The sequence below is a fragment of the Burkholderia sp. BCC0398 genome, from assembly GCF_902833245.1.
Taxonomy (GTDB): Bacteria; Pseudomonadota; Gammaproteobacteria; order Burkholderiales; family Burkholderiaceae; genus Burkholderia; species Burkholderia sola.
In genome coordinates this window covers 13,318-34,376 of sequence record NZ_CADFEM010000027.1, presented here as the reverse complement: position 1 = coordinate 34,376, position 21,059 = coordinate 13,318, and the positions used below count along the sequence as shown (strand labels likewise).

General features: G+C 66.3%; 15 protein-coding genes and 1 pseudogene. 12 read left to right on the top strand and 4 right to left on the bottom strand.

Features of this window, described 5'->3' with window-relative positions:
* Positions 1-12 precede the first annotated feature (12 nt).
* The 7 genes from HWX76_RS35040 (at position 13) to HWX76_RS35010 (ending at position 9,149) form a co-directional block, all read left to right on the top strand.
* Positions 13-1,350: an NAD(P)-dependent oxidoreductase gene (locus HWX76_RS35040; RefSeq protein WP_050016172.1), complete on the top strand. Its 1,338-nt coding sequence runs from the start codon at positions 13-15 to the stop codon at positions 1,348-1,350.
* Positions 1,351-1,405: 55 nt separating this feature from the next.
* Positions 1,406-2,722 (top strand): NAD-dependent dihydropyrimidine dehydrogenase subunit PreA, encoded by a 1,317-nt coding sequence (preA, locus tag HWX76_RS35035; RefSeq protein ID WP_050016169.1) that lies wholly within the window; start codon positions 1,406-1,408, stop codon positions 2,720-2,722.
* Between the two features lie 101 nt (positions 2,723-2,823).
* Entirely contained in the window at positions 2,824-4,332 is a 1,509-nt protein-coding gene (locus HWX76_RS35030) for an NCS1 family nucleobase:cation symporter-1 (RefSeq protein WP_176017048.1), read from the top strand.
* Between the two features lie 65 nt (positions 4,333-4,397).
* Positions 4,398-5,855 (top strand): dihydropyrimidinase, encoded by a 1,458-nt coding sequence (hydA, locus tag HWX76_RS35025; RefSeq protein WP_124631973.1) that lies wholly within the window; start codon positions 4,398-4,400, stop codon positions 5,853-5,855.
* Positions 5,856-6,103: 248 nt separating this feature from the next.
* On the top strand, positions 6,104-7,378 hold the full coding sequence (locus HWX76_RS35020; protein WP_027786234.1) for a NupC/NupG family nucleoside CNT transporter: 1,275 nt from the start codon (positions 6,104-6,106) through the stop codon (positions 7,376-7,378).
* Positions 7,379-7,417: 39 nt separating this feature from the next.
* Positions 7,418-8,734 carry a thymidine phosphorylase gene (deoA, locus tag HWX76_RS35015; RefSeq protein ID WP_050016163.1) on the top strand — a complete coding sequence of 439 codons (1,317 nt, stop codon included), beginning with the start codon at positions 7,418-7,420 and terminating at the stop codon, positions 8,732-8,734.
* 25 nt (positions 8,735-8,759) lie between these two features.
* A complete protein-coding gene (locus tag HWX76_RS35010) occupies positions 8,760-9,149 on the top strand; it encodes a cytidine deaminase (RefSeq protein WP_089490211.1) in 390 nt (129 codons plus the stop codon).
* 43 nt (positions 9,150-9,192) lie between these two features.
* On the opposite strand, the gene HWX76_RS35005 is transcribed toward HWX76_RS35010, so the two are convergent.
* The 4 genes from HWX76_RS35005 to msrB all read right to left on the bottom strand — a co-directional run bounded on the left by HWX76_RS35005 (position 9,193) and on the right by msrB (position 13,792).
* Entirely contained in the window at positions 9,193-10,308 is a 1,116-nt protein-coding gene (locus tag HWX76_RS35005; protein WP_050016159.1) for an aromatic ring-hydroxylating dioxygenase subunit alpha, read from the bottom strand.
* Positions 10,309-10,553: 245 nt separating this feature from the next.
* Positions 10,554-11,297, bottom strand: a complete 744-nt coding sequence (msrA, locus tag HWX76_RS35000; RefSeq protein WP_176017047.1) for a peptide-methionine (S)-S-oxide reductase MsrA — start codon at positions 11,295-11,297, stop codon at positions 10,554-10,556.
* A 60-nt stretch (positions 11,298-11,357) separates the two neighbouring features.
* Positions 11,358-13,226 (bottom strand): cytochrome c biogenesis protein DipZ, encoded by a 1,869-nt coding sequence (locus HWX76_RS34995; RefSeq protein WP_176017046.1) that lies wholly within the window; start codon positions 13,224-13,226, stop codon positions 11,358-11,360.
* A gap of 35 nt (positions 13,227-13,261) precedes the next feature.
* Positions 13,262-13,792 carry a peptide-methionine (R)-S-oxide reductase MsrB gene (msrB, locus tag HWX76_RS34990; protein WP_027814013.1) on the bottom strand — a complete coding sequence of 177 codons (531 nt, stop codon included), beginning with the start codon at positions 13,790-13,792 and terminating at the stop codon, positions 13,262-13,264.
* A gap of 55 nt (positions 13,793-13,847) precedes the next feature.
* On the opposite strand from msrB, the gene HWX76_RS34985 reads away from it, so the two are divergent.
* The 5 genes and pseudogenes from HWX76_RS34985 (at position 13,848) to HWX76_RS34960 (ending at position 21,042) form a co-directional block, all read left to right on the top strand.
* Positions 13,848-14,249 (top strand): Arm DNA-binding domain-containing protein, encoded by a 402-nt coding sequence (locus tag HWX76_RS34985; RefSeq protein ID WP_124631976.1) that lies wholly within the window; start codon positions 13,848-13,850, stop codon positions 14,247-14,249.
* A 123-nt stretch (positions 14,250-14,372) separates the two neighbouring features.
* Positions 14,373-14,888 (top strand): annotated as a pseudogene (locus HWX76_RS34975) (DDE-type integrase/transposase/recombinase); the annotation flags it as partial.
* A gap of 257 nt (positions 14,889-15,145) precedes the next feature.
* Entirely contained in the window at positions 15,146-17,026 is a 1,881-nt protein-coding gene (gene tssF / locus HWX76_RS34970) for a type VI secretion system baseplate subunit TssF (protein ID WP_124631879.1), read from the top strand.
* Between the two features lie 147 nt (positions 17,027-17,173).
* Positions 17,174-20,173 carry a type VI secretion system tip protein TssI/VgrG gene (gene tssI, locus HWX76_RS34965; RefSeq protein WP_050016148.1) on the top strand — a complete coding sequence of 1,000 codons (3,000 nt, stop codon included), beginning with the start codon at positions 17,174-17,176 and terminating at the stop codon, positions 20,171-20,173.
* Complete coding sequence (locus HWX76_RS34960) at positions 20,173-21,042, top strand: ankyrin repeat domain-containing protein (protein WP_050016146.1); 870 nt, start codon at positions 20,173-20,175, stop codon at positions 21,040-21,042. Before tssI ends, HWX76_RS34960 begins: the two co-directional genes overlap by 1 nt.
* Positions 21,043-21,059 lie beyond the last annotated feature (17 nt).

Sequence of the window (21,059 nt, the reverse complement as noted above, 5' to 3'; positions counted from 1 at the left end):
GAAGGAACGCGTATGACCACCCAGCCAACCGGCGATATCGCCGCGCATCGCCTGTCGTCCACGCAACTCTCGTGCGAATTCGCCGATATCGCACCGCTGCTCGATCCGACCGCGGCGGCGGCTGCCGCCAGCCGCTGCCACTACTGCTACGACGCGCCGTGCGTGCACGCGTGCCCGACGCAGATCGACATCCCGAGCTTCATCCGCAAGATCGGCAACGGCAACCTGAAAGGCGCGGCGACCGACATCCTGTCCGCGAATCCGCTCGGCGGGATGTGCGCCCGCGTGTGCCCGACCGAGATCCTGTGCGAAGGCGCTTGCGTGCGCAACCATCAGGATGCTCAGCCGGTCGCGATCGGCGCGCTGCAGCGGCATGCGACCGACTGGGCGATGCAGACCGGCGCGGTGCAGTTCCGGCGCGCGCCCGAGACGGGCCGCCACGTGGCGGTGGTCGGCGCTGGGCCGGCCGGGCTCGCCTGTGCGCACCGGCTCGCGCTCGCCGGGCACCGCGTCACACTGTTCGACGCGCGGCCGAAGGCCGGCGGCCTCAACGAATACGGGATCGCCGCGTACAAGACCGTCGACGATTTCGCGCAACGCGAAGTCGAATGGCTGCTGTCGGTGGGCGGCATCACGCTGGAAACGGGTATGGCGCTCGGACGCGACGTCACGCTCGACGCATTGCGCGAACAGCATGACGCGGTATTTCTCGCGATGGGTCTCGGCGGTGTGCGCACGCTCGCGATCGACGGCGAGCAACTGGGCGGCGTGATGAACGCGGTCGATTTCATCGAGCAGGTGCGGCAGGCGGACGGGCTGGAGAACGTGCCGGTCGGGCGGCGCGTGGTCGTGATCGGCGGCGGCAACACGGCGATCGATGCGGCGGTGCAGAGCCGCAAGCTCGGCGCCGAGCGCGTGACGATGGTGTACCGGCGCGGCGTGGATGCGATGAGCGCGACGTGGGCCGAGCGCGAGTTCGCGCAGAAGAGCGGCGTCACGCTCGTCACGCACGCGAAGCCGGTGCGTATCGCAGGTACGGACGGGCAGGTCACGGGCGTCGAATTCGAGGCCGCGTCGGGGGAGCGTTTCAGCGTCGACGCGGACATGGTGCTGAAGGCGATCGGCCAGACGCTCGTGCCGGACGGCATCGCGGCGGAATTGCTGACCGCGGACGGTTCGCGTATCGCGGTCGATGCGGACGGGCGCACGGCGCTGCCGGACGTATGGGCCGGCGGCGACTGCGCGGCGACGGGCGGCATCGACCTCACGGTGCAGGCCGTGCAGGACGGCAAGCGCGCGGCCGCGTCGATCGACGCGACGCTCGCGGCGCGCGACGCGAAGGCGGCCTGAACGCGCGACGCACCGCACGCACACCGAACACGACCCCCTTCTCACGGAGCCGAACATGGCCGATCTCCGCTGCACCATCGCAGGCATTACTTCGCCGAATCCCTTCTGGCTGGCGTCCGCGCCGCCGACCGACAAGGCCTACAACGTCAATCGCGCGTTCGAGGCGGGCTGGGGCGGCGTCGTATGGAAGACGCTCGGGCTCGATCCGCACGTCGTCAACGTCAGTTCGCGCTATGGCGCGGTGCAGTGGAACGGGCAGCGCATCGCGGGGCTGAACAACATCGAGCTGATCACCGACCGTCCGCTCGACGTGAACCTGAGAGAAATCGCGCAGGTGAAGCGCGACTGGCCGGACCGCGCGCTGATCGTGTCGCTGATGGTGCCGTGCAACGAGCGCGACTGGAAATGGATTCTGCCGCTCGTCGAGGATACCGGCGCCGACGCGGTCGAACTCAACTTCGGCTGTCCGCACGGGATGAGCGAGCGCGGGATGGGCGCGGCGGTCGGGCAGGTGCCCGAATACGTGGAGATGGTCACGCGCTGGGTGAAGGAAGGCACGAAGCTGCCGTGCCTCGTGAAGCTCACGCCGAACATCAGCGACATCCGGATGGGCTCGCGCGCCGCATACAAGGGCGGCGCGGACGGCGTGTCGCTGATCAACACGATCAACTCGATCGTCGCGGTCGATCTCGACCAGATGGCGCCGATGCCGACCGTCGACGGCAAGGGCACGCACGGCGGCTATTGCGGGCCGGCGGTCAAGCCGATCGCGCTGAACATGGTCGCGGAGATCGCGCGCGATCCGGAAACGCCGAACCTGCCGATCTCGGGCATCGGCGGCATCTCGTCGTGGCGCGACGCGGCCGAGTTCATGGTGCTCGGCGCCGGCAGCGTGCAGGTGTGCACCGCCGCGATGCATTACGGCTTCCGGATCGTGTCGGATCTCGCCGACGGCTTGTCGAACTGGATGGACGAGAAGGGCTACGCGACGCTCGACGACATCCGCGGCCGCGCGGTGCCGAACGTGACCGACTGGAAATACCTGAACCTGAAGTACGACATCAAGGCGCGCATCGACCAGGACCGCTGCATCCAGTGCGGGCTGTGCCATATCGCGTGCGAGGACACGTCGCATCAGGCGATCACGGCGACGAAGGACGGCGTGCGGCACTTCGAAGTGATCGATTCGGCGTGCGTCGGGTGCAATCTTTGCATGCATGTGTGTCCGGTCGAGCAGTGCATCACGATGGAGCGCGTCGACGCGGGCGACTACGCGAACTGGACCACGCACCCGAACAATCCGGCGAGCGCGGAGGCGGGGCCGAGTGCAGGCGCCGCGGCGCCCGAGAAGCACGCGAAGCAGGCTGCCTGACCGGCGTCCGGCGATGCAGGGCATCCTGCACCGCCGCCTTTCGTTCCACCCGGGCCGGCATCGCACGATGCCGGCGTTGACGTTTTCGTGGAGTGTGTTCGATGAATCACGCAGCGATTCCCGCCGATCCCGACAGCGCCGCGGCGCACGGCGGTAGCCTGTACAACGACGACCTCGCGCCGACGACGCCGGCGCAGCGCACGTGGAAGTGGTACCACTTCGCGGCGCTGTGGGTCGGGATGGTGATGAACATCGCGTCGTACATGCTCGCGGCCGGGCTGATCCAGGAAGGCATGTCGCCGTGGCAGGCGGTGATGACGGTACTGCTCGGCAACCTGATCGTGCTCGTGCCGATGCTGCTGATCGGCCATGCGGGCGCGAAGCACGGGATTCCGTACGCGGTGCTCGTGCGCGCGTCGTTCGGCACGCAGGGCGCGAAGCTGCCGGCGTTGCTGCGCGCGATCGTCGCATGCGGCTGGTACGGGATCCAGACCTGGCTCGGCGGCAGCGCGATCTACACGCTGCTGAACATCCTGACCGGCAACGCGCTGCACGGCGCGACGCTGCCGCTCGTCGGCATCTCGTTCGGGCAACTCGCGTGCTTTCTCGTGTTCTGGGTGTTGCAGCTGTACTTCATCTGGCACGGCACCGATTCGATCCGCTGGCTCGAAAGCTGGTCCGCGCCGATCAAGGTCGTGATGTGCGTGGCGCTCGTGTGGTGGGCGACGTCGAAGGCGGGCGGGTTCGGCTCGATGCTGTCGGCGCCGTCGCAGTTCGCGGCGGGCGGCAAGAAGGCCGGGCTGTTCTGGGCGACCTTCTGGCCGGGCCTGACCGCGATGGTCGGCTTCTGGGCGACGCTTGCGCTGAACATTCCCGACTTCACGCGCTTCGCGCATTCGCAGCGCGACCAGATGATCGGTCAGTCGATCGGGCTGCCGCTGCCGATGGCGCTGCTGTCGGTGGTGTCGGTCGTCGTCACGTCGGCGACCGTCGTGATCTACGGCAATGCGATCTGGGATCCGATCGATCTGACGAGCCGGATGACCGGCATCGGCGTGGGCATCGCGCTCGTGATCCTCACGCTCGACACGATGTGCTGCAACCTCGCCGCGAATCTCGTCGGTCCTGCGTACGATTTTTCGAGCCTGTGGCCGAAGGCGATCTCGTACCGCACGGGCGGGATGATCACCGCGACGATCGCGATCGTGATGATGCCGTGGAAGATCCTCGCGACGACGGACGGCTATATCTTCACCTGGCTCGTCGGCTATTCGGCGCTGCTCGGGCCGGTCGCGGGCATCCTGATGGTCGACTATTTCCTGATCCGCGGCACGCAGCTCGACACGCGCGCGCTGTTCGACGAGCGCGGCGGCTTCAGCTATGCGCGCGGCTGGAACCCGGCCGCGCTCGTCGCGCTCGCGGTCGGCGTGCTGCCGAACCTGCCGGGCTTCCTGCATACGGCGTTTCCGGCGTCGTTTCCGAACGTGCCGGCGTTCTTCAACACGCTTTACACGTACGCGTGGTTCGTCGGCCTCGTGCTGGCGTCCGGCGTGTACGGCACCTGGATGAAGTGGCGCGCCGGACCGCGCGCGCAGATCGCGAGCGCATGACACGCGAGCCGGATGCGACTCGCGCGCGGCATGCGGCACCCGACAGTCAACGAGGAGGCAACGACATGGCAATCCTGATTCGTGGCGGCACCGTGGTCGATGCGGACCGCTCCTATCGCGCGGACGTGCTCTGCGCGGACCCGCAGGACGGCGGCACGATCCTGCAGATTGCGGAGCGGATCGACGCGCCGGCCGGCGCAACCGTCGTCGACGCGCACGACCAGTACGTGATGCCGGGCGGCATCGATCCGCATACGCACATGGAACTGCCGTTCATGGGCACGACCGCGAGCGACGATTTCTATTCGGGCACGGCGGCCGGGCTGTCGGGCGGCACGACGAGCATCATCGACTTCGTGATTCCGAGCCCGAAGCAGCCGCTGATGGACGCGTTCCGCGCATGGCGCGGCTGGGCCGAGAAGGCGGCTTCCGATTACGGTTTCCACGTGGCCGTGACGTGGTGGGATGAGAGCGTGCACCGCGACATGGGCACGCTCGTGCGCGAGCATGGCGTCTCGAGCTTCAAGCACTTCATGGCGTACAAGAACGCGATCATGGCCGACGACGAGGTGCTCGTGAACAGCTTCACGCGTTCGCTCGAACTCGGCGCGCTGCCGACCGTGCACGCGGAGAATGGCGAGCTCGTGTTCCAGCTGCAAAAGGCGCTGCTTGCGCGCGGGATCACGGGGCCGGAGGCGCATCCGCTATCGCGGCCGCCCGAGGTGGAAGGCGAGGCCGCGAACCGCGCGATCCGCATCGCGCAGGTGCTTGGCGTGCCGGTGTATATCGTGCACGTGTCGGCGAAGGACGCGGTGGACGTGATCACGCGCGCGCGTAGCGAAGGGCTGCGCGTGTTCGGCGAAGTGCTACCGGGGCATCTGGTCATCGACGAGGCCGTCTATCGCGATCCGGACTGGACGCGCGCGGCGGCCCACGTGATGAGCCCGCCGTTCCGCTCGGCCGAGCATCGCGAGGCGCTGTGGCGCGGGCTGCAGTCGGGGCAGCTGCATACGACGGCGACCGATCACTGCGTATTCTGCGCATCGCAGAAGGCGATGGGCCGCGAGGATTTCACGAAGATCCCGAACGGCTGCGGCGGCGTCGAGGATCGCATGTCGGTGCTGTGGCATCACGGCGTGAATCACGGCCGCATCACGCCGAACGAGTTCGTGCGGATCACGTCGACCAATGCCGCGCAGATTTTCAATCTGTATCCGCGCAAGGGCGCGGTGCAGGTCGGCGCCGACGCCGATCTCGTCGTGTGGGACCCGGCCGCGACCAAGACGATCTCGGTGAAGACGCATCATCAGCAGGTCGACTTCAACGTGTTCGAGGGGATGACGGTGCAGGGCGTCGCGACGCACACGCTCACGCGCGGCGCACTCGCATGGGCCGACGGCGACTTGCGCGCGGTGCGTGGCGCGGGCCGCTATCTGAAACGTCCGCCGGCGGCTGGCTACTACGAGGCCGCGCGGATCGCGAACCGGCTGCGCGAGCCGCATCCGGTCGAGCGCGCGGGTTGAACGATGCGTGTCGCGCGGGGCGTGTCCGTTCTGACGGCACGCCCCGCGCGTGTTTTAGCGGAGTAGATAGAACAACTGATCAAGTTCTCGAAGACGAAAACAGAAACGATCGATGCCATTGATCGCGGCGATTTTGGCGACGTTGCGGGCGTGCATATCGAGCGAGTAACATCCACCCACCCGATCACGCGGGTCGCGGGCACGGGCCGCCCGCCGGACAGTTCAAATAGTGAGAAAGGAGCACAAAGGTGGATATTCTGCGCAGTCTCCTCGGTATGCTGTTTCTGTTGCTGGTCGCGTATCTGCTGTCGAACAACCGCCGCGCGGTCAGCGCGCGGACCATGATCGCCGCGCTGCTCACGCAGTTCGCGATCGGCGCGCTCGTGCTGTTCGTGCCGTCCGGCCGCGCAGCGCTGGCCGCGGCCGCGAACGGCGTCAATCGCGTGCTCGACATGGGCAATCACGGCATCGCGTTCGTGTTCGGCGGGCTCGTCGACGCACGGATGTTCCAGTTGTTCGGCGATGGCGGGTTCGTATTCGGCCTGCGCGTGCTGCCGATGATCATCTTCGTCACCGCGCTGATCTCGGTGCTGTACTACATCGGCGTGATGAAGTGGATCGTCGCGATTCTCGGCGCGGGGCTCGCGAAAGTGCTGGGCGTGAGCCGCATCGAGGCGTGCTCGGCCGTCGCGACGATCTTCCTCGGGCAGAGCGAGATGCCCGCGCTCGTGAAGCCGTTCGTGCGCAACATGACGAGCGCCGAGATCTTCACGGTGATGGCGAGCGGGATGGCGTCGGTCGCGGGCTCGGTGCTGGTCGGCTATGCCGGCCTCGGGGTGAAGATGGAGTACCTGCTCGCCGCGTCGTTCATGGCGGTGCCGGGCGGGCTGCTGTTCGGCAAGCTGCTGTTTCCGACCGTCGAGCCGAGCCGCGTGGTGGTCGACGGCCTCGATTTCGACGACAAGCGCGCCGCCAACGTGATCGAGGCGGCTGCATCCGGCGCGTCGGTCGGCCTGCGCATCGCGATCAACGTCGGCGCGATGCTGATCGCGTTCGTCGGGCTCATCGCGCTGATGAACCTGATCGTCGGCGGCGCGGCCGCGTTCGCGGGCTTTCCGCAGGTCACGCTGGTCGGCATCATCGGCCACCTGTTCGCGCCGCTCGCGTGGATCATCGGCGTGCCGTGGCACGATGCGACGCTGGCCGGCAACTTCATCGGCGAGAAGCTGATCTTCAACGAATTCGTCGCGTACGGCGACCTGTCGCCGTACCTGAAGGGCGGCGCGCATGCGGCGGCGGCCGGCCTGCAGGTGCTCGACCCGAAGACGCTCGCGATCGTGTCGTTCGCGCTGTGCGGTTTCGCGAACTTCTCGTCGATCGCGATTCTCGCGGGCGGCTTCAGCGCGGTCGCGCCGGAGCGCCGCTCGGACGTCGCGCGGCTCGGCTTGCGCGCGCTGACGGCCGCGACGCTGTCGAACCTGATGAGCGCGGCGATTGCCGGCCTGTTCTTTTCGCTGCATTGACCCGTGCAGCAGACTCCGACCGTTTGACGCGAGGCAACGATGTTTCTACCGCAGGAATTCATTCGCAGGAAGCGCGACGGGCAGCCGCTCGATCGCGACGGGATGGCCGCGTTCGTGCGCGGCGTGACCGACGGCAGCGTGACCGAGGGCCAGGTGGCCGCGTTCGCGATGGCCGTGTATTTCAACGACCTGAGCACGGACGAACGCGTCGCGCTGACGCTCGCGCAGCGCGATTCCGGCGACGTGCTCGACTGGCGTGCGCTCGATCTCGGCGGGCCGGTGATCGACAAGCATTCGACGGGCGGCGTCGGCGATGTCGTGTCGCTGATGCTCGGGCCGATGGTCGCCGCGTGCGGCGGCTACGTGCCGATGATTTCGGGGCGCGGGCTCGGACACACCGGCGGCACGCTCGACAAGCTCAGCGCGATTCCCGGTTACGACGTGATGCCCGAGACGGACGCGTTTCGCCGCACGGTGCGCGAGGTCGGCGTCGCGATCATCGGGCAGACCGCGCGGCTCGCGCCGGCCGACAAGCGCATCTATGCGATCCGCGACGTGACGGCGACCGTCGAGTCGGTCGCGATGATCACCGCGTCGATCCTGTCGAAGAAACTCGCGGCAGGGCTCGACGGGCTCGTGATGGACGTCAAGGTCGGCTCCGGCGCGTTCATGCCGACCGCGGAGAAATCGGCGGAACTGGCGCGCAGCATCGTCGACGTCGGCAACGGCGCCGGCATGAAGACGACCGCGATCCTCACCGACATGAACCAGTCGCTCGCGCCGTGCGCGGGCAATGCGCTCGAAGTGGCGTGCGCGATCGACTACCTGACGGGCAAGTCGCGTCCCGCGCGTCTGCACGACGTGACGATGGCGCTGTCGGCCGAATTGCTCGTGACCGGCGGGCTGGCGCGCGATGCCACCCACGCACGCGAGAAGCTGCAGCAGGCGCTTGATTCCGGCGCGGCGGCCGAGCGTTTCGCGCGGATGGTCGTCGCGCTCGGCGGCCCGGCCGACCTGATCGACGCGCCCGCGCGGCATCTGGCGCGGGCGGCCGTGATCGTGCCGGTGGCGGCACCCGCGAGCGGCGTGGTGCAGCGCGTCGATTGCCGCGCGCTCGGGCTGGCGGTGGTCGCGCTCGGCGGCGGCCGCGCGCGCGCGGAGGACGCGATCGACGTCAGCGTCGGCTTGACGGCGCTTGCAGAGATCGGGCAGCGCATCGAGGCGGGCGAGCCGCTCGGTTTCGTGCATGCCCGCGACGAAGCGGCCGCGGCCCACGCGGCGGACGCCGTGCGCCACAGCTACGTGCTCGGCGAGACCGGCGAAGCGCCGCCGACCCTTTACCAGCAGATCGGCTGACCCTGCTCCCGGAGGCATCACCACGATGGAACGAGACGAACTGATCGAACAGGCGAAGGCGGCGCGCGAACGCGCGTATGCGCCGTATTCGCGCTTCAAGGTCGGCGCGGCGCTGCTGGCGCGCGACGGCACGGTGTTCCACGGCTGCAACGTCGAGAACGCGTCGTACGGACTGTGCAATTGCGCGGAACGTACGGCGCTGTTCGCGGCGATCGCCGCCGGCCATCGGCCGGGGGATTTCGCGCGGCTCGCGGTCGTCGGCGACACGGACGGCCCGATCGCGCCGTGCGGCGCATGTCGTCAGGTGATCATCGAGATCGGCAAGCCCGATATCGAGGTGATCCTCGCGAACCTGAAAGGGGCCGTCGAGGTCACGACGGCCAGCGCGTTGCTGCCGGGCGCGTTCACGCTGTAACGACACGCGCGGCGGCGAGCCGCCGCGCGTCGCATGCGTCACGTCACGCGCTGTCGCGCGCGTCGCGGATCGGGATCACGGTGCGCGCGCCGCACTGGCGCAGCAGGTCGCGCAGCTCGTTGATGACCGGAAACACCTCGTGGTTCCAGTCGGCGCCTTGGGCGTCGTGCGCTTCCTGCTCGCGCTCGACGATCCAGCGATCCTCGCGGAAGATCCGCTCGGTGAACCACACGAGCAGCGGCCACGCGAGATCGAGCGCGAACGGGATGCCGGGCTTGTGGATCGACAGCAGCCCGAACGTGCGGTTGGTGCGCTGTTCGGCGTCGAGCGGCACGTAGACGATCCACAGGTCCATCACGAGCGTGCCTTCGCTCGAGCGGATCTGCAGCGTCTGGTACGGGTAGCCGGTGCGCACCGTCATCACGCTCTTGTCGGACTGGTCGGCCGGCTTCTTGCTCGCGCCGAACACGAGCGCCTCGCCGACCGGCTGCTTGCCTTCCATCCGCGCGAACGTGTAGTCGACCTCGACCCAGTCGTCGCCGCGGCGGCGGCCCACGGAGCGCGCGCGCATCTGCCCCATCTGCTTGCGATGCAGGAACTGATGGTTCATGTCCATCAGGTTCTCGTGCATGAACGAGTAGTGGCACTTGACCTCGCGGCCGAAGCGGCGCGTCTTGTACGCGGGATTGTCCGCGGATTCGAGCGCGGGGAACGGCCGTTCGTCGGCGAGCGTCGCGTCGCCCGGGAACACGAAGATCAGCCCATGCGCTTCGCGGCACGGATACGCGCGCACGCCGTTGGGCAAGCGCTCGCGGCCGAGGTAGGGCACGTCGACGCAGCGGCCGCTGTCGCACGCGTAGGTCCAGCCGTGATAGCAGCAGCGCAGCGTTTCGCCGCTCACGACGCCCGCGTGCAGCGGCACCTGGCGGTGCGCGCAACGATCTTCGAGCGCATACACGGCGCCCGATTCGGTGCGCACGAGCACGATCGGATCGCCGGCGAAGCGCACGCCGAGCGTCTTGCCGCGCTTGAGCTCGCGCGACCACGCGAGCGGGTACCAGTGATCCGGGTGAATGGGCACGCGGCGCAGGTCGCGCACGACCGCGCCGGTGGACGGTTCTTCGAGGGTGTTGCTGTCAGGCAAAGGCACTGCGCGCATGCGTGACGCCTCCTGGCGGGACTGAATGTCGAACGCCGCAAGAAGCGGCGGGAATCAGGAGAGTCTACGCGAAGTTGCCGATCGCGGCGGATGCGATGCGGGTTTGCCCCGGCATCGCGTCCGCCGGTTCGTTGATCCGGCGCAAACGGGACGCCGCTGGTGCGTGGTGCCGGCGGCTCTGCCGGGCGACGGGCGGCAGCCCCGTCATGCCGCGAGCAGACGGTCGCAAGCGATTCATGAACGAATCATAAGCGGGCTTCGCGCCATAGCACCGGGTCGGCGCGGTACAGCGCCGGGAAGCGCTGCTTCAGCCCGGCGACCTTCGGCAGGTCGTTGAACGCGATATACGGCGCGTCGGGGTGCAGTTCGAGGTAGTTCTGATGATAGGCCTCGGCCGGATAGAAGCCCTTGTAGGCTTCGACACGCGTGACGACGGGCGCCGCAAACACATGCGCGCCGCCGAGCTGCGCGATGTACGCGGTCGCGACCGTGCGTTGCTGCGCGGTGGTCGGGAAGATCGCGGAGCGGTACTGCGACCCTTCGTCGGGGCCCTGCCGATTCAGCTCCGTCGGATCGTGCGCGACCGAGAAGAACACCTGCAGCAGCCGGCCGTACGTGACCTGGGTCGGGTCGTAGACGATGCGCACCGATTCCGCGTGCCCCGTCAGCCCCGAGCCGACGAGCGCGTAGTGCGCGGTTTCGGACGCGCCGCCCGCGTAGCCGGCGGTCACCTGCTTCACGCCCTTCACGTGCTCGAACACGCCTTGCACGCCCCAGAAGCAGCCGCCGGCGAACACGGCCGTCTCGTCGTGCGACGCGCCGGGCTTTTCGTCGAGCGTCGGCGCGGGCACGGTGCGCATCGGCTCGGCGGAATGGACGATGCGCTGGTAGCCGAACACGGCGGCCGCCGCGACGGCGATGGCGCCGATGCGGCGCAGCATGGCGGCGCGCCGGCGTCCGGCGGCATCGCGGATAGGGATCGGGTTCATGTTTTGCTCCTTCGGAATGCGTTGGGAAAAGCGGCGCCGGGATGGCGGTAGCGCGCGCGATCAGCCGAAAGTGAATGCGTACGCATCGACCCCCGGATCGAGAAACTCGATCGCGAACGTGCGGTCGGCGATCGTGCCGGTCTGCCGGACGAGCTGGTACAGGCGCTGGCCGGTGACGGTGCCGTAGCCCTGCGCGTCGACATCCGTGCCATGCGCGGCGCCGGGCGCGGCGCCGTCGAGCGTCACGCGAAAGCGCACGGGCCGGCCGCTCGTGCCCGGGCCGAGCACCAGGTGCAGGTCGCGTGCATGGAAGCGGTAGACGATCCGGCCATCCGGCGCGGCCAGCGACGCGCGCTCGGCGCCGACGTTCCACGTGCCCGCGAGGCCCCAGCCGTTCAGATCCGGGCCGGCCGGCGCGTCGTAGCGGTGCGCCGCATCGCGCACGACGCCGCCCGGCGACGCGAAGCTTTCCGCGCGCGCATAGCCGACATAGGTTTCGGGCGAGCGGACGTCCGCGCTGTCGGCCGCCGCGAGCGCACCCTTCGCGGGCGCGCCGGCGAGGCCGAGCGGTACGTTCAGCGCGTCCGGGTGGCCGGCTTCGGCGAGCAGCGACTGGATCGCGCGTTCCGATTGCGCGTATTCGCCTTCGCCGAAGTGGTGATGGCGGATCCGCCCTTGCGCATCGATGAAGTAGTGCGCGGGCCAGTATTCGTTGTTGAACGCGCGCCAGATCGAATAGCCGTTGTCGATCGCGACCGGGTAGTTGATGCCGAGGTCGTGCACGGCCTTCTTCACGTTGCCGATGTCGCGCTCGAACGCGAATTCCGGCGCGTGGACGCCGATCACGACGAGCCCGTACGGCGCGTACTTGCGTGCCCACGCAGTCGTGTACGGCAGCGTGCGCAGGCAGTTGATGCACGAATACGTCCAGAAATCGACCAGCACGACCTTGCCGCGCAGCCCGGCCGCCGTCAGCGGCGGCGAGTTCAGCCACTGCACCGCGCCGTCGAGCGACGGCAGCGTGCCTTCGACCGGCAGCGCGGACGCGGTGGCGCCGGCCGCGCGCATCATCGCGCTGCCGGCCATCGCACCGCCGCCGGCCGGTGCGCCATCGGCTGCGGCGGCCATCATCGCGCCGCCCGTCGCGTCGTCGGTAGCGGCGGTCGCAGCCGGCGCCGCCGGTGCCGGCGGCGCGCCGTTCGAGCGGCCGCCGAGGCGGTCGACGAGCTTCGTTTCGAGCCCGCCCGTGGTGACCGTCGACAGTTGCGCGAGGGCGCCGGTATCGAGGCCGAGCGCGATCGCGCCGACGCCGGCCAGGAGCGCCGCGCCGATCCCGCGGCGGATCCATTCGCCGGCACCGAGCGAGCGCTTCATCGCGGCGAACACCTTGCCGCCGATCACGAGCGCGACGCCGAGCGACGTCGCCGCGCCGGCCGCATATGCGACGAGCAGCAGCGTCGTGCCGACGCTCGCGCCGCGCAGCGCGGCGCCGGTCAGCACGAGGCCGAGGATCGGGCCCGCGCACGGCGCCCACAGCAGGCCCGTCGCGACGCCGAGCAGCAGCGACGACGCCGGGCCGGCCGGGCGGCCGTCGCGTTGCGCGAAGCCGGTGAGCCGGTTGCCGGCGGCGACGAGCGGGCGCGTCAGGTGTTCCGCGAAACGCGGCATCAGCAGCGTCAGGCCGAACACGGCGAGCAGCACGATCGCGATCCAGCGGCCGGCCTGGTTGGCCTGCGCGACCCAGCCGCCGCCGACGGCGGCGAGCGTCGCGACGACGGCGAACGTGAGCGCCATGCCGGCGAGCAGCGGCAGGCCGGTGCGCACGAACGGCTGGTCGGCGCGCGCGAATACGAACGGCAGCACGGGCAGGATGCACGGGCTCAGGATCGTGAGCACGCCGCCGAGATAGGCAAGGACGATGAGCAGCATGAGGCGTTCTCCAGTCGGATGGGCGTGGGGCCGGATCAGGCGGCAGCGGGGTGGAACGCGAGCGCGAGGCCGTTCATGCAGTAGCGCAGACCGGTCGGCGCGGGGCCGTCGTCGAACACGTGGCCGAGATGGCCGCCGCAGCGGCGGCAGTGCACCTCGGTGCGGACCATCCCGAACGACGCGTCGGTGTCGGTGCCGACAGCATGGTCGAGCGGTTTCCAGAAGCTCGGCCAGCCCGTATGGCTGTCGAACTTGGTGGCCGACGAGAACAGCGCGAGGTCGCAGCCGGCGCACGCGAACGTGCCGTGCCGGTGCTCGTCGTTCAGCGGGCTGGTGAACGGCCGCTCGGTGCCGGCTTCGCGCAGCACCGTGTATTGGGCGGGCGTGAGCCGGCGATGCCATTCGGCGTCGCTGAGCGTGATCTCGAACGGGGCGGCCTTCGGCGAGCCGGCCGGCGGCGCGGCGAACGCGCGGCCGACCAGCGCGCGGCGGCCGGCGGACGACAGCGCCGCGAGCGCGGCGAGGCCGGTGGCGCCGGCGAACAGCAGATGTCTGCGGGTGGGCATGATGGGCTCCTGGAAGCAGGTGCTGAAAACATGCGCCCATCGTAGGCGGCGGCCGGTGTCGAAGTCCTCACGGAAAGTTAAACGAATCGTGATTGTTTTTTGGGTGATCCGGCCAGGTCCGTTGAAATCCGTCAAAGCCCCATCCATCAAGGGGTTGCGGGAAGTTGGTGGTCCACCAACTTCTGCGGAAATTCTCCACGAGCCGCAACTTTTTAGTGTTTTTTTAGTGTTTGCGATGTGGGGTAGGCTCTGCGTAGAGATGCGCGGGCCAACCCGGTTGCAATATCAAAGGAGGGCGATCATGGGTGCTCTGACGGTTAGACAAATCGAAGCCGAGAAGGCGACCGGGAAGTTGTATTTCCTCTCGGATGGGCGCGGACTGTTCCTGCGCATCGGCCCGGATGGCTCGATGGAGCAGCCCCCTGAAACGCCGGACACAGTCACCCACTTACAATAACGGGTAGGCATAAGACTGTGTTTTTGACTAACACCAGGCAGGAAGTGATGGAAGTGTTGACGGGCCCGGGGCGTCGGCGGCGCTGGACGGCGGAGCAGAAGCTGGCGATGGTCCGCGAGAGCTTCGAATCAGCGATGGTGTTCCGATAGATTCGAGTTTCGCTGTGACAACGGCGAGCCGCTGCGCGTGACGTTTGCGCTGGACTGTTGCGATCGTGAGGCGATGAGCTGGGCGGCCACGACGGCAGGCCACAGCGGTGACATCGTGCGCGACGTGATGCTGGCTGCAGTGGAAAATCGGTTTGGCAACGAACTGCACACCCCGTCCGAAATCGAGTGGCTGAGTGACAACGGCTCGGGCTACACGGCCGACGACACGCGCCGGTTCGCAGTGGCCATCGGCCTGAAGCCATTGACCACGCCGGTGTGCGGCCCGCAAAGTAACGGGATAGCCGAGAGCTTCGTGAAGACGATGAAACGCGACTACGTCGCCTTCATGCCGAAGCCGGACGCAGCGACTGCCGCACGCAACTTGGCCATCGCGTTGGAGCATTACAACGAGAAGCATCCCCATAGCGCGCTGAAATACCGCTCGCCTCGCGAGTTCCGGCGCTCGATGGATTCAGCAACCTTAGTGTGATGCCGTGTCCGGTATTACAGGGGCAACTCCAGTTTTGACACCACCGAAGCCCAGAGGGCTGTCACGAGGGCCATAGTGGCTGCCCTCGCTTCATAAAATCGGCGGTGCTCAGGGCTTGCGTATTTCGAGCATTCTCATTTATTCGCCCCCGACTCGATAAATTCGAGATAAGCGTGCGCGGTGCCCGGTTAGAATCGGCGCGTCTACCTATGAGCACGGTACCGATTGACAGATCGGCGTGACCATCTGAAACGCGTATGGCCATCGAACCCGAGGATCTTCTACCGCATTTTGAGCGTGAGCTGGGTCTGCTGCGCCGTTCGACGCGCGCATTCGCCGAGCTTTACCCCAAAGTCGCGGCTCGTCTTGCGATGTCCGGTGAGCACTCGGATGACCCATATGTCGAACGGCTGCTGCAATCGTTCGCGTTGATGTGCGCTCGGCACGACATCCGACTCGAAGATGAGGTGCCGGAGTTTACGCACGCGTTGATTGACACGATCCACGGAGCGTTCCTGCGGCCGTTTCCATCTTGTGCGATGGCCCAATTTCGCGTGGATCGAGACAGCAAGCAGACTGAGCCGCGGCTTGTTCCACGCGGCACGCAGCTGGTGGCGCCGAATAGCCGTCAGGTGTTCCGCACCGCCGCCGACGTCACGTTGGTGCCGGTGGCTGTCTCCGGCGTACGTTACGCGACGTCGACCGTCGCGCCGATGCAAACCCCACTGCCGCCCGACACGACGGGGATTTTGTCTTTCACCCTTGAGCTCACATCGCCGTCAACCCAGTTCTCGGATGCTCCAGACATGCTGCGGCTGCATTTGGCGGGGGAGAGGGAGGTGGTGGCCGCGCTCGCCGACGGCGTGCTGTTGCACGCCAGGCGTGCCTTTGTTGAACTGGACGGCAACGGGCGCTGGCGTCGGGTGGACATGCCGCTGGCGGCCGCAGGTTTCGACGATGCCGACGCGCTGCTTCCGCCGCCTCCCGACAACACGATTGCTCCGTTTCATCTGTTGATGGAGTACGGCGCGTTTCCCGCTCGATTTGACAACCTCGATCTGAATTTGGCGCGGTTGAAACGGTTGGCGGTTGGCGCGCGCCGGATCACGTTGCATTTGGCCCTTGCCGGCATCCATCCGGACTCACGTCGCGCTCAACGGTTGGTCGGAGCGTCGGCCGACAATCTCCGGCTATTTTGCACACCAGTAGTCAACTTGTTCTCGAGCAATGCGGAGCCGATCGAAACGAAGGCCGGGCAAGCGTACTATCCGCTGAAACCGTTTTCGCTCAAGACCGCAGCTACGAGCGCGGTGTGGTCAGTTGACCAGGTTCGCATAACGACCGCCCGGGGCACCGCGATTTTGCCGCCCTTCGAATCTTTGCAGCACGCGTTTGGCGCAGCGCCAGGCCTGTATTGGGTTGTTTTGCGCGACGAAGCCAGGCGCGCGCCGAAGCCGCCTTCCGAGCCCGGGAAGACGGGACAGGAAACGCCGCGCGGACAGGCAACTGGAGCGCGCGCAGACGGGTTGCGTGGCTTGGAACTCGCACTTGTGAATGCTCGCGGCGAGCCCGTTGATCCGGCCGCGCAGCGCCAACTCGACATCGTGCTGTCTTGCACAAATGGCAACCTGGTGGACATACGCGAACGCCAGTTGGCCGTGCGCGATGGAGACGCCGGTGACGAAATCGAGTTATTGGCGCAGCCCAGCGCAAGTCCCGCGCCGATGCTTCGTCGCGGCGAGCTGTGGGAATTGATGTCGTGGCTGGTTCCGCAGGCAGTGCGGCTGAACGCCGAAGGCCTCAATGAATTCAAGCGGCTGTGCACCCGCTTCGGCAAGTTTGCCCCCGACGCCGGGCGGCGTTTCGACGCGCTCGTATCCCTGTCGACTGAACGGGTGCGGCGCTGGATGCCGGGCAAGCCGGCTTCAGCGTTCGTCCAAGGATTGGAGATCCGGCTCGTGATTGACGAGCCGCGTTTCGTCCAATTCAGTCTCGCCGGATTGGGGCGCGTGATGGATCGATTATTTTCCCCGTACGTTCCTGTCACCAGCTTCGTGCAAATCGTCTTGGTCTCGGCGGAGACCTGTGCGGTATTGCGACGCGGTGAACCCTGCGCCGGCACCCAACCACTTATTTGATTGGCGGGTGGAGAGGGTATCAGCAGGGAAATTGCAAAGGAATTTCAGGTATCTTTCGCTGGCAAACGTTTTGTCCTACAGTAGCGGGGCCTCAAGTTGGTGAGTCAATTGGGGACAGAACCTGAGACGAAAATAAAGGGAATTCAAATGAGTTTCGCCCCGAATGGCGGTATTCCGGCTGGTTCCGGCGGGAATCTGTTCGGCTCTCTGAGCGCGCTCGGCGGCCTTGCCGGGCCGGTTGCGTCCACGGTAGCAGGCCAGATTGGCCCGCTCGCCGGCGTCGCAAGTCATATCGACACCGTGCAACGCGCCGTCCAGCTCGCGCAGACCGGTTTCTCGCTGATGAACAAGACGCCGGCCGCGATTGCGGACGCGCTCAACAATGCGGCCGGCGGCGTTGCTCGACTGACTCAGCTAAATCGATACGTGACCATCGATTCGCCGCTCGGTCCGGACGTGCTGCTGGTCAGCACCGCGGTTATCGACGAACACGTCAATCGGTTGCCGGAGATCCACCTGGATTTGCTGTCACACCAGCATGATCTGGTGCCCGACCAACTGATCGGGCAACCGATCAAGATCCGATTCGACCAGAGCGCACGGCAGTCCACGCTTGAGCGCATCGTGTCGTCAGGCGCCACCGACAGCATCCGTTACTTCGACGGCTACGTCACGTCGTTCGATCGGGCGGGCAATCCGGGCAAGGTGACGCAATATCAAATGACGGTGGCGCCGTGGTTCTGGTTTCTGACGCGCTCGACCGACTGCCGGATTTTCCAGAACAAGACCGCGCAGGATATCCTCACCGAGATTTTCCAGGATCACGGGTTCACCGATTTCGAATTCGACATCCGGACTGCGCAGAAGCCGCTCGAATATATCGTGATGTATCAGGAGTCGTATTACAACTTCTGCGCGCGGCTGATGGAGCAGGAAGGCCTGATCTGGACGCACCGCTACGAAAAGGAAAAGCACTTCCTTGTCGTTGGCGATACGAATTTCGTTTTCCGTCCGATCGACGGGCTGGCCAATTTGCCGTATGCCGCCACTGCGGCGAGTGAAGACAACGGCATCGACCAGTTGCATGAAGGTCGGCGCTTCGGCGTCGGCAAGATCGCCTTTCGCGACTTCAATCACCAGAACCCATCGTCGCCGCTGATGCTGGTGCAGGCCGAGCCGGAGAATCTGCGGCATGCGGGGCTCGAGACAACGGAGCGTTTCGAACACCAGTCGTTGTTCGATCACGGCGATGATGGCGACCGTTACGCTCGCATTGCGATGCAAGCAGAAGAAGCAAGCGCGCATCGGTATACGGGCAGCGGCTATGCGTGGCGGATGACCACTGCAGGCAGCGTGACGGTGATGAACCATCCAGTCATGGCCAACAATCAGGAATACGCCATCCTGCATGTTCGTCACGAGGCCGTGAACGATTACACGGAACACAACGCAAAGCTGCCGTACCGCAATACATTTTCTCTGCTCCCGAAGAAGTTTCCGTATCGTTCACCCAGAAATACGCCGAAGCCCGTCATTCATGGCACGCAGTCGGCAATCGTGGTCGGCCCAAAGGGCGAAGAAATTCACACGAACGGCAGTGCCGTGAAGGTGCACTTCCTGTGGGATCGCCGCGGCAAGTTGGACGGCTCGGATTCGATGTGGATCCGCGTGTCCCAACCGTGGGCGGGTGACGGGTGGGGGGCGGCCGCCATCCCGCGGATCAATCAGGAGGTCTTGGTCGCGTTTAATCAAGGGGATCCCGACAATCCGGTCATTGTGGGCCGCGTCTACAACGGCCAGCAGGGCAACCCTTATCACGGTGCTGCCGGACAGACGATGGGGATCAAGAGCCAGACCCACAAGGGCGCGGGCTCAAACGAATTGCGATTCTCCGACGTGAACGGCGCACAAGAAGTCTTTCTGCACGCGCAGAAGGATATGAACACGGTCATCAAGGATTCGGAAACGCACACGGTCGAAGCCGGCGGTCGCACGGTGTCGCTGCTCAAGGGCAGCGAGACGAAGCAGATCGCGCAGGGCGGATTGAAGGAAACCATCGCGTTGACGCGCGACACCACGGCGAACGTGATCAATACGAAGGCCATCGCGAGCAAGGCCGGGCCCGGCATGCAAAGCCATCAGGCGAGCGACGGCATCGAGCATCGTGTCGGCGATGGCGTCGTGACAATGACGCCGGACAGCATCAAGCTGACCTTCGGTCCGTCAACGATCGTCATCAACGCGAACGGCATCTATCTCGACGGGCCTGTCATCCATCTGAATCGCGGCAGTGCGCAATCCGCGGAACAGGCGCTCGCGCTCGAGTGGGCGGCAGAGCAGGCGACGATCGCGAAGGGGCTGGCGAGCCCCGACCCGGCGACGCGCGCGGCGGCGGCCAAGCTGGCGAGCTCGCTGAAGGCGCAGCAACTGGCGAAACTCGCGGATCACGTGTATCACCCGAACGATCCGCCGCCGACCGGGTGGAAGATGGCGACCAACGATCCGGAAGCATTGAAGGCGTTCGGCCTCAAGCCGAGCGATTTCGAGAAAAGCGGTAGCAACTTCGGGTCGCAGATGTATATCCCGGATCCGAATGTCTTCGGCGACAGCATGAAGCCGACGATCGCGTTCAAGGGTACCCAGCAGCTCTTCGGCGAAGACATGAGCAACAACATGGCGCAAGGGCTCGGCGCCGATGCGCCGTACTACCGCAATGCGGTCACGATCGGCAAGAACATCGAGACCACGGGCGCGTCGGCCGGCGTCGATTTCACCGGGCATTCGCTCGGCGGTGGCCTGGCGTCCGCTGCAGCCGAGGCCAGCGGCGGTTCGGCTGTGACCTTCAATGCTGCAGGCCTCAATCCGGAGACGGTCGCGCAATACGGCGGAACAGCCCAGCCGGCCAACATCACGGCCTATCGCGTCGACGGCGATATCTTGACCGGCCTGCAGGAAGGCCGACTCGGGCCGATCAGCGACGGTACGGCGGCACTGATGCCCAAGGCGGTTGGCAGCCCCGTCACGCTCGACGGCGAAAGCGTGACCACGGTCGGCCGTCACCTGATGGGTGACGTGACGAACGGGATCAACCAGCAGGTCGCGAAGGATCAGCTCGACCTGGTCTCCCAACTGAATTCATCTCACTGATGCGATACAAGAAAGCGATAACCGCCGGCGCGATTGCCGCACTCGTTGGAGTGTCCTCGCCGCTGTGGTGGCCCACTCAAGCCCAAGGGACGAACATGACTGGCTTCAAGCGTTACGCACCGGAAGATTTCTTTTCGGGGCAGCAACTCACGTTGGCTCAGGCCATTCATGACGGCGATCTCACCCGCGTTCAGCAGCTCGCGCACAAGACCGATCTGAATGCGCCGGGCGCGAAGAATACGACGCTGCTGTCGTATGCAGTTCAGGAAATCGTTCCGGTCAAGAACGACGCGTCTAATCCGCGCTTCCAGATCATTTCGGTGCTCGTGAAGAACGGCGCGGACCCCAAGGCGCCGGTCGGTGCCAGCGGCGGATCGGTAGTCGACGTCGCATTGCGGGCCGATACGCCCAACCTCCTGCGCGTGTTGTTGAACAGCGGGCTCGATCCCAACTGGCAATACAACGGCGACACGCCGATGATTTTTGCAGTTGCAGAGAACCGGCTGCTGCCCCAGCTGAAGCTGCTGGTTGAGCACAAGGCGAACGTGAATGCTCGTGATTCGCTCGGAAAGACGGCACTCTTCGAGGCGACGATGATTCAGCAGTGGGATGTCGTCGATTACCTGCTCGCGCACGGCGCGGATCCGAAGATTGCCAGCCAGCTCGGCGTGTCGTACGGATGGGTGCTGCAGAACGAGTTGAAGAACCATACGTCTGCGGACTCGCCGGCGCGTACGCGTATCGAAGAGATTCGTCGCAAGATCGTTACGGCCGGCGCGCCCTGGCCGCCACTCGATCCGAAGGCGCAACGCTCAGCGATGCGCGCACGCGGCGAGAAGGTCGTGACACCTGCCGGCCAGACGGATTGAACGCATGCGCGACCGTT

Coding starts and splice junctions, on each gene's coding strand:
- HWX76_RS35030 (WP_176017048.1), top strand. CDS start 2,824: ATGAATCACGCAGCGATTCCCGCCGATCCCGACAGCGCCGCGGCGCAC.
- HWX76_RS35010 (WP_089490211.1), top strand. CDS start 8,760: ATGGAACGAGACGAACTGATCGAACAGGCGAAGGCGGCGCGCGAACGC.
- tssI (WP_050016148.1), top strand. CDS start 17,174: ATGAGTTTCGCCCCGAATGGCGGTATTCCGGCTGGTTCCGGCGGGAAT.
- deoA (WP_050016163.1), top strand. CDS start 7,418: ATGTTTCTACCGCAGGAATTCATTCGCAGGAAGCGCGACGGGCAGCCG.
- HWX76_RS34960 (WP_050016146.1), top strand. CDS start 20,173: ATGCGATACAAGAAAGCGATAACCGCCGGCGCGATTGCCGCACTCGTT.
- preA (WP_050016169.1), top strand. CDS start 1,406: ATGGCCGATCTCCGCTGCACCATCGCAGGCATTACTTCGCCGAATCCC.
- HWX76_RS35040 (WP_050016172.1), top strand. CDS start 13: ATGACCACCCAGCCAACCGGCGATATCGCCGCGCATCGCCTGTCGTCC.
- HWX76_RS35005 (WP_050016159.1), bottom strand. CDS start 10,308: ATGCGCGCAGTGCCTTTGCCTGACAGCAACACCCTCGAAGAACCGTCC.
- hydA (WP_124631973.1), top strand. CDS start 4,398: ATGGCAATCCTGATTCGTGGCGGCACCGTGGTCGATGCGGACCGCTCC.
- msrA (WP_176017047.1), bottom strand. CDS start 11,297: ATGAACCCGATCCCTATCCGCGATGCCGCCGGACGCCGGCGCGCCGCC.
- tssF (WP_124631879.1), top strand. CDS start 15,146: ATGGCCATCGAACCCGAGGATCTTCTACCGCATTTTGAGCGTGAGCTG.
- msrB (WP_027814013.1), bottom strand. CDS start 13,792: ATGCCCACCCGCAGACATCTGCTGTTCGCCGGCGCCACCGGCCTCGCC.
- HWX76_RS34995 (WP_176017046.1), bottom strand. CDS start 13,226: ATGCTGCTCATCGTCCTTGCCTATCTCGGCGGCGTGCTCACGATCCTG.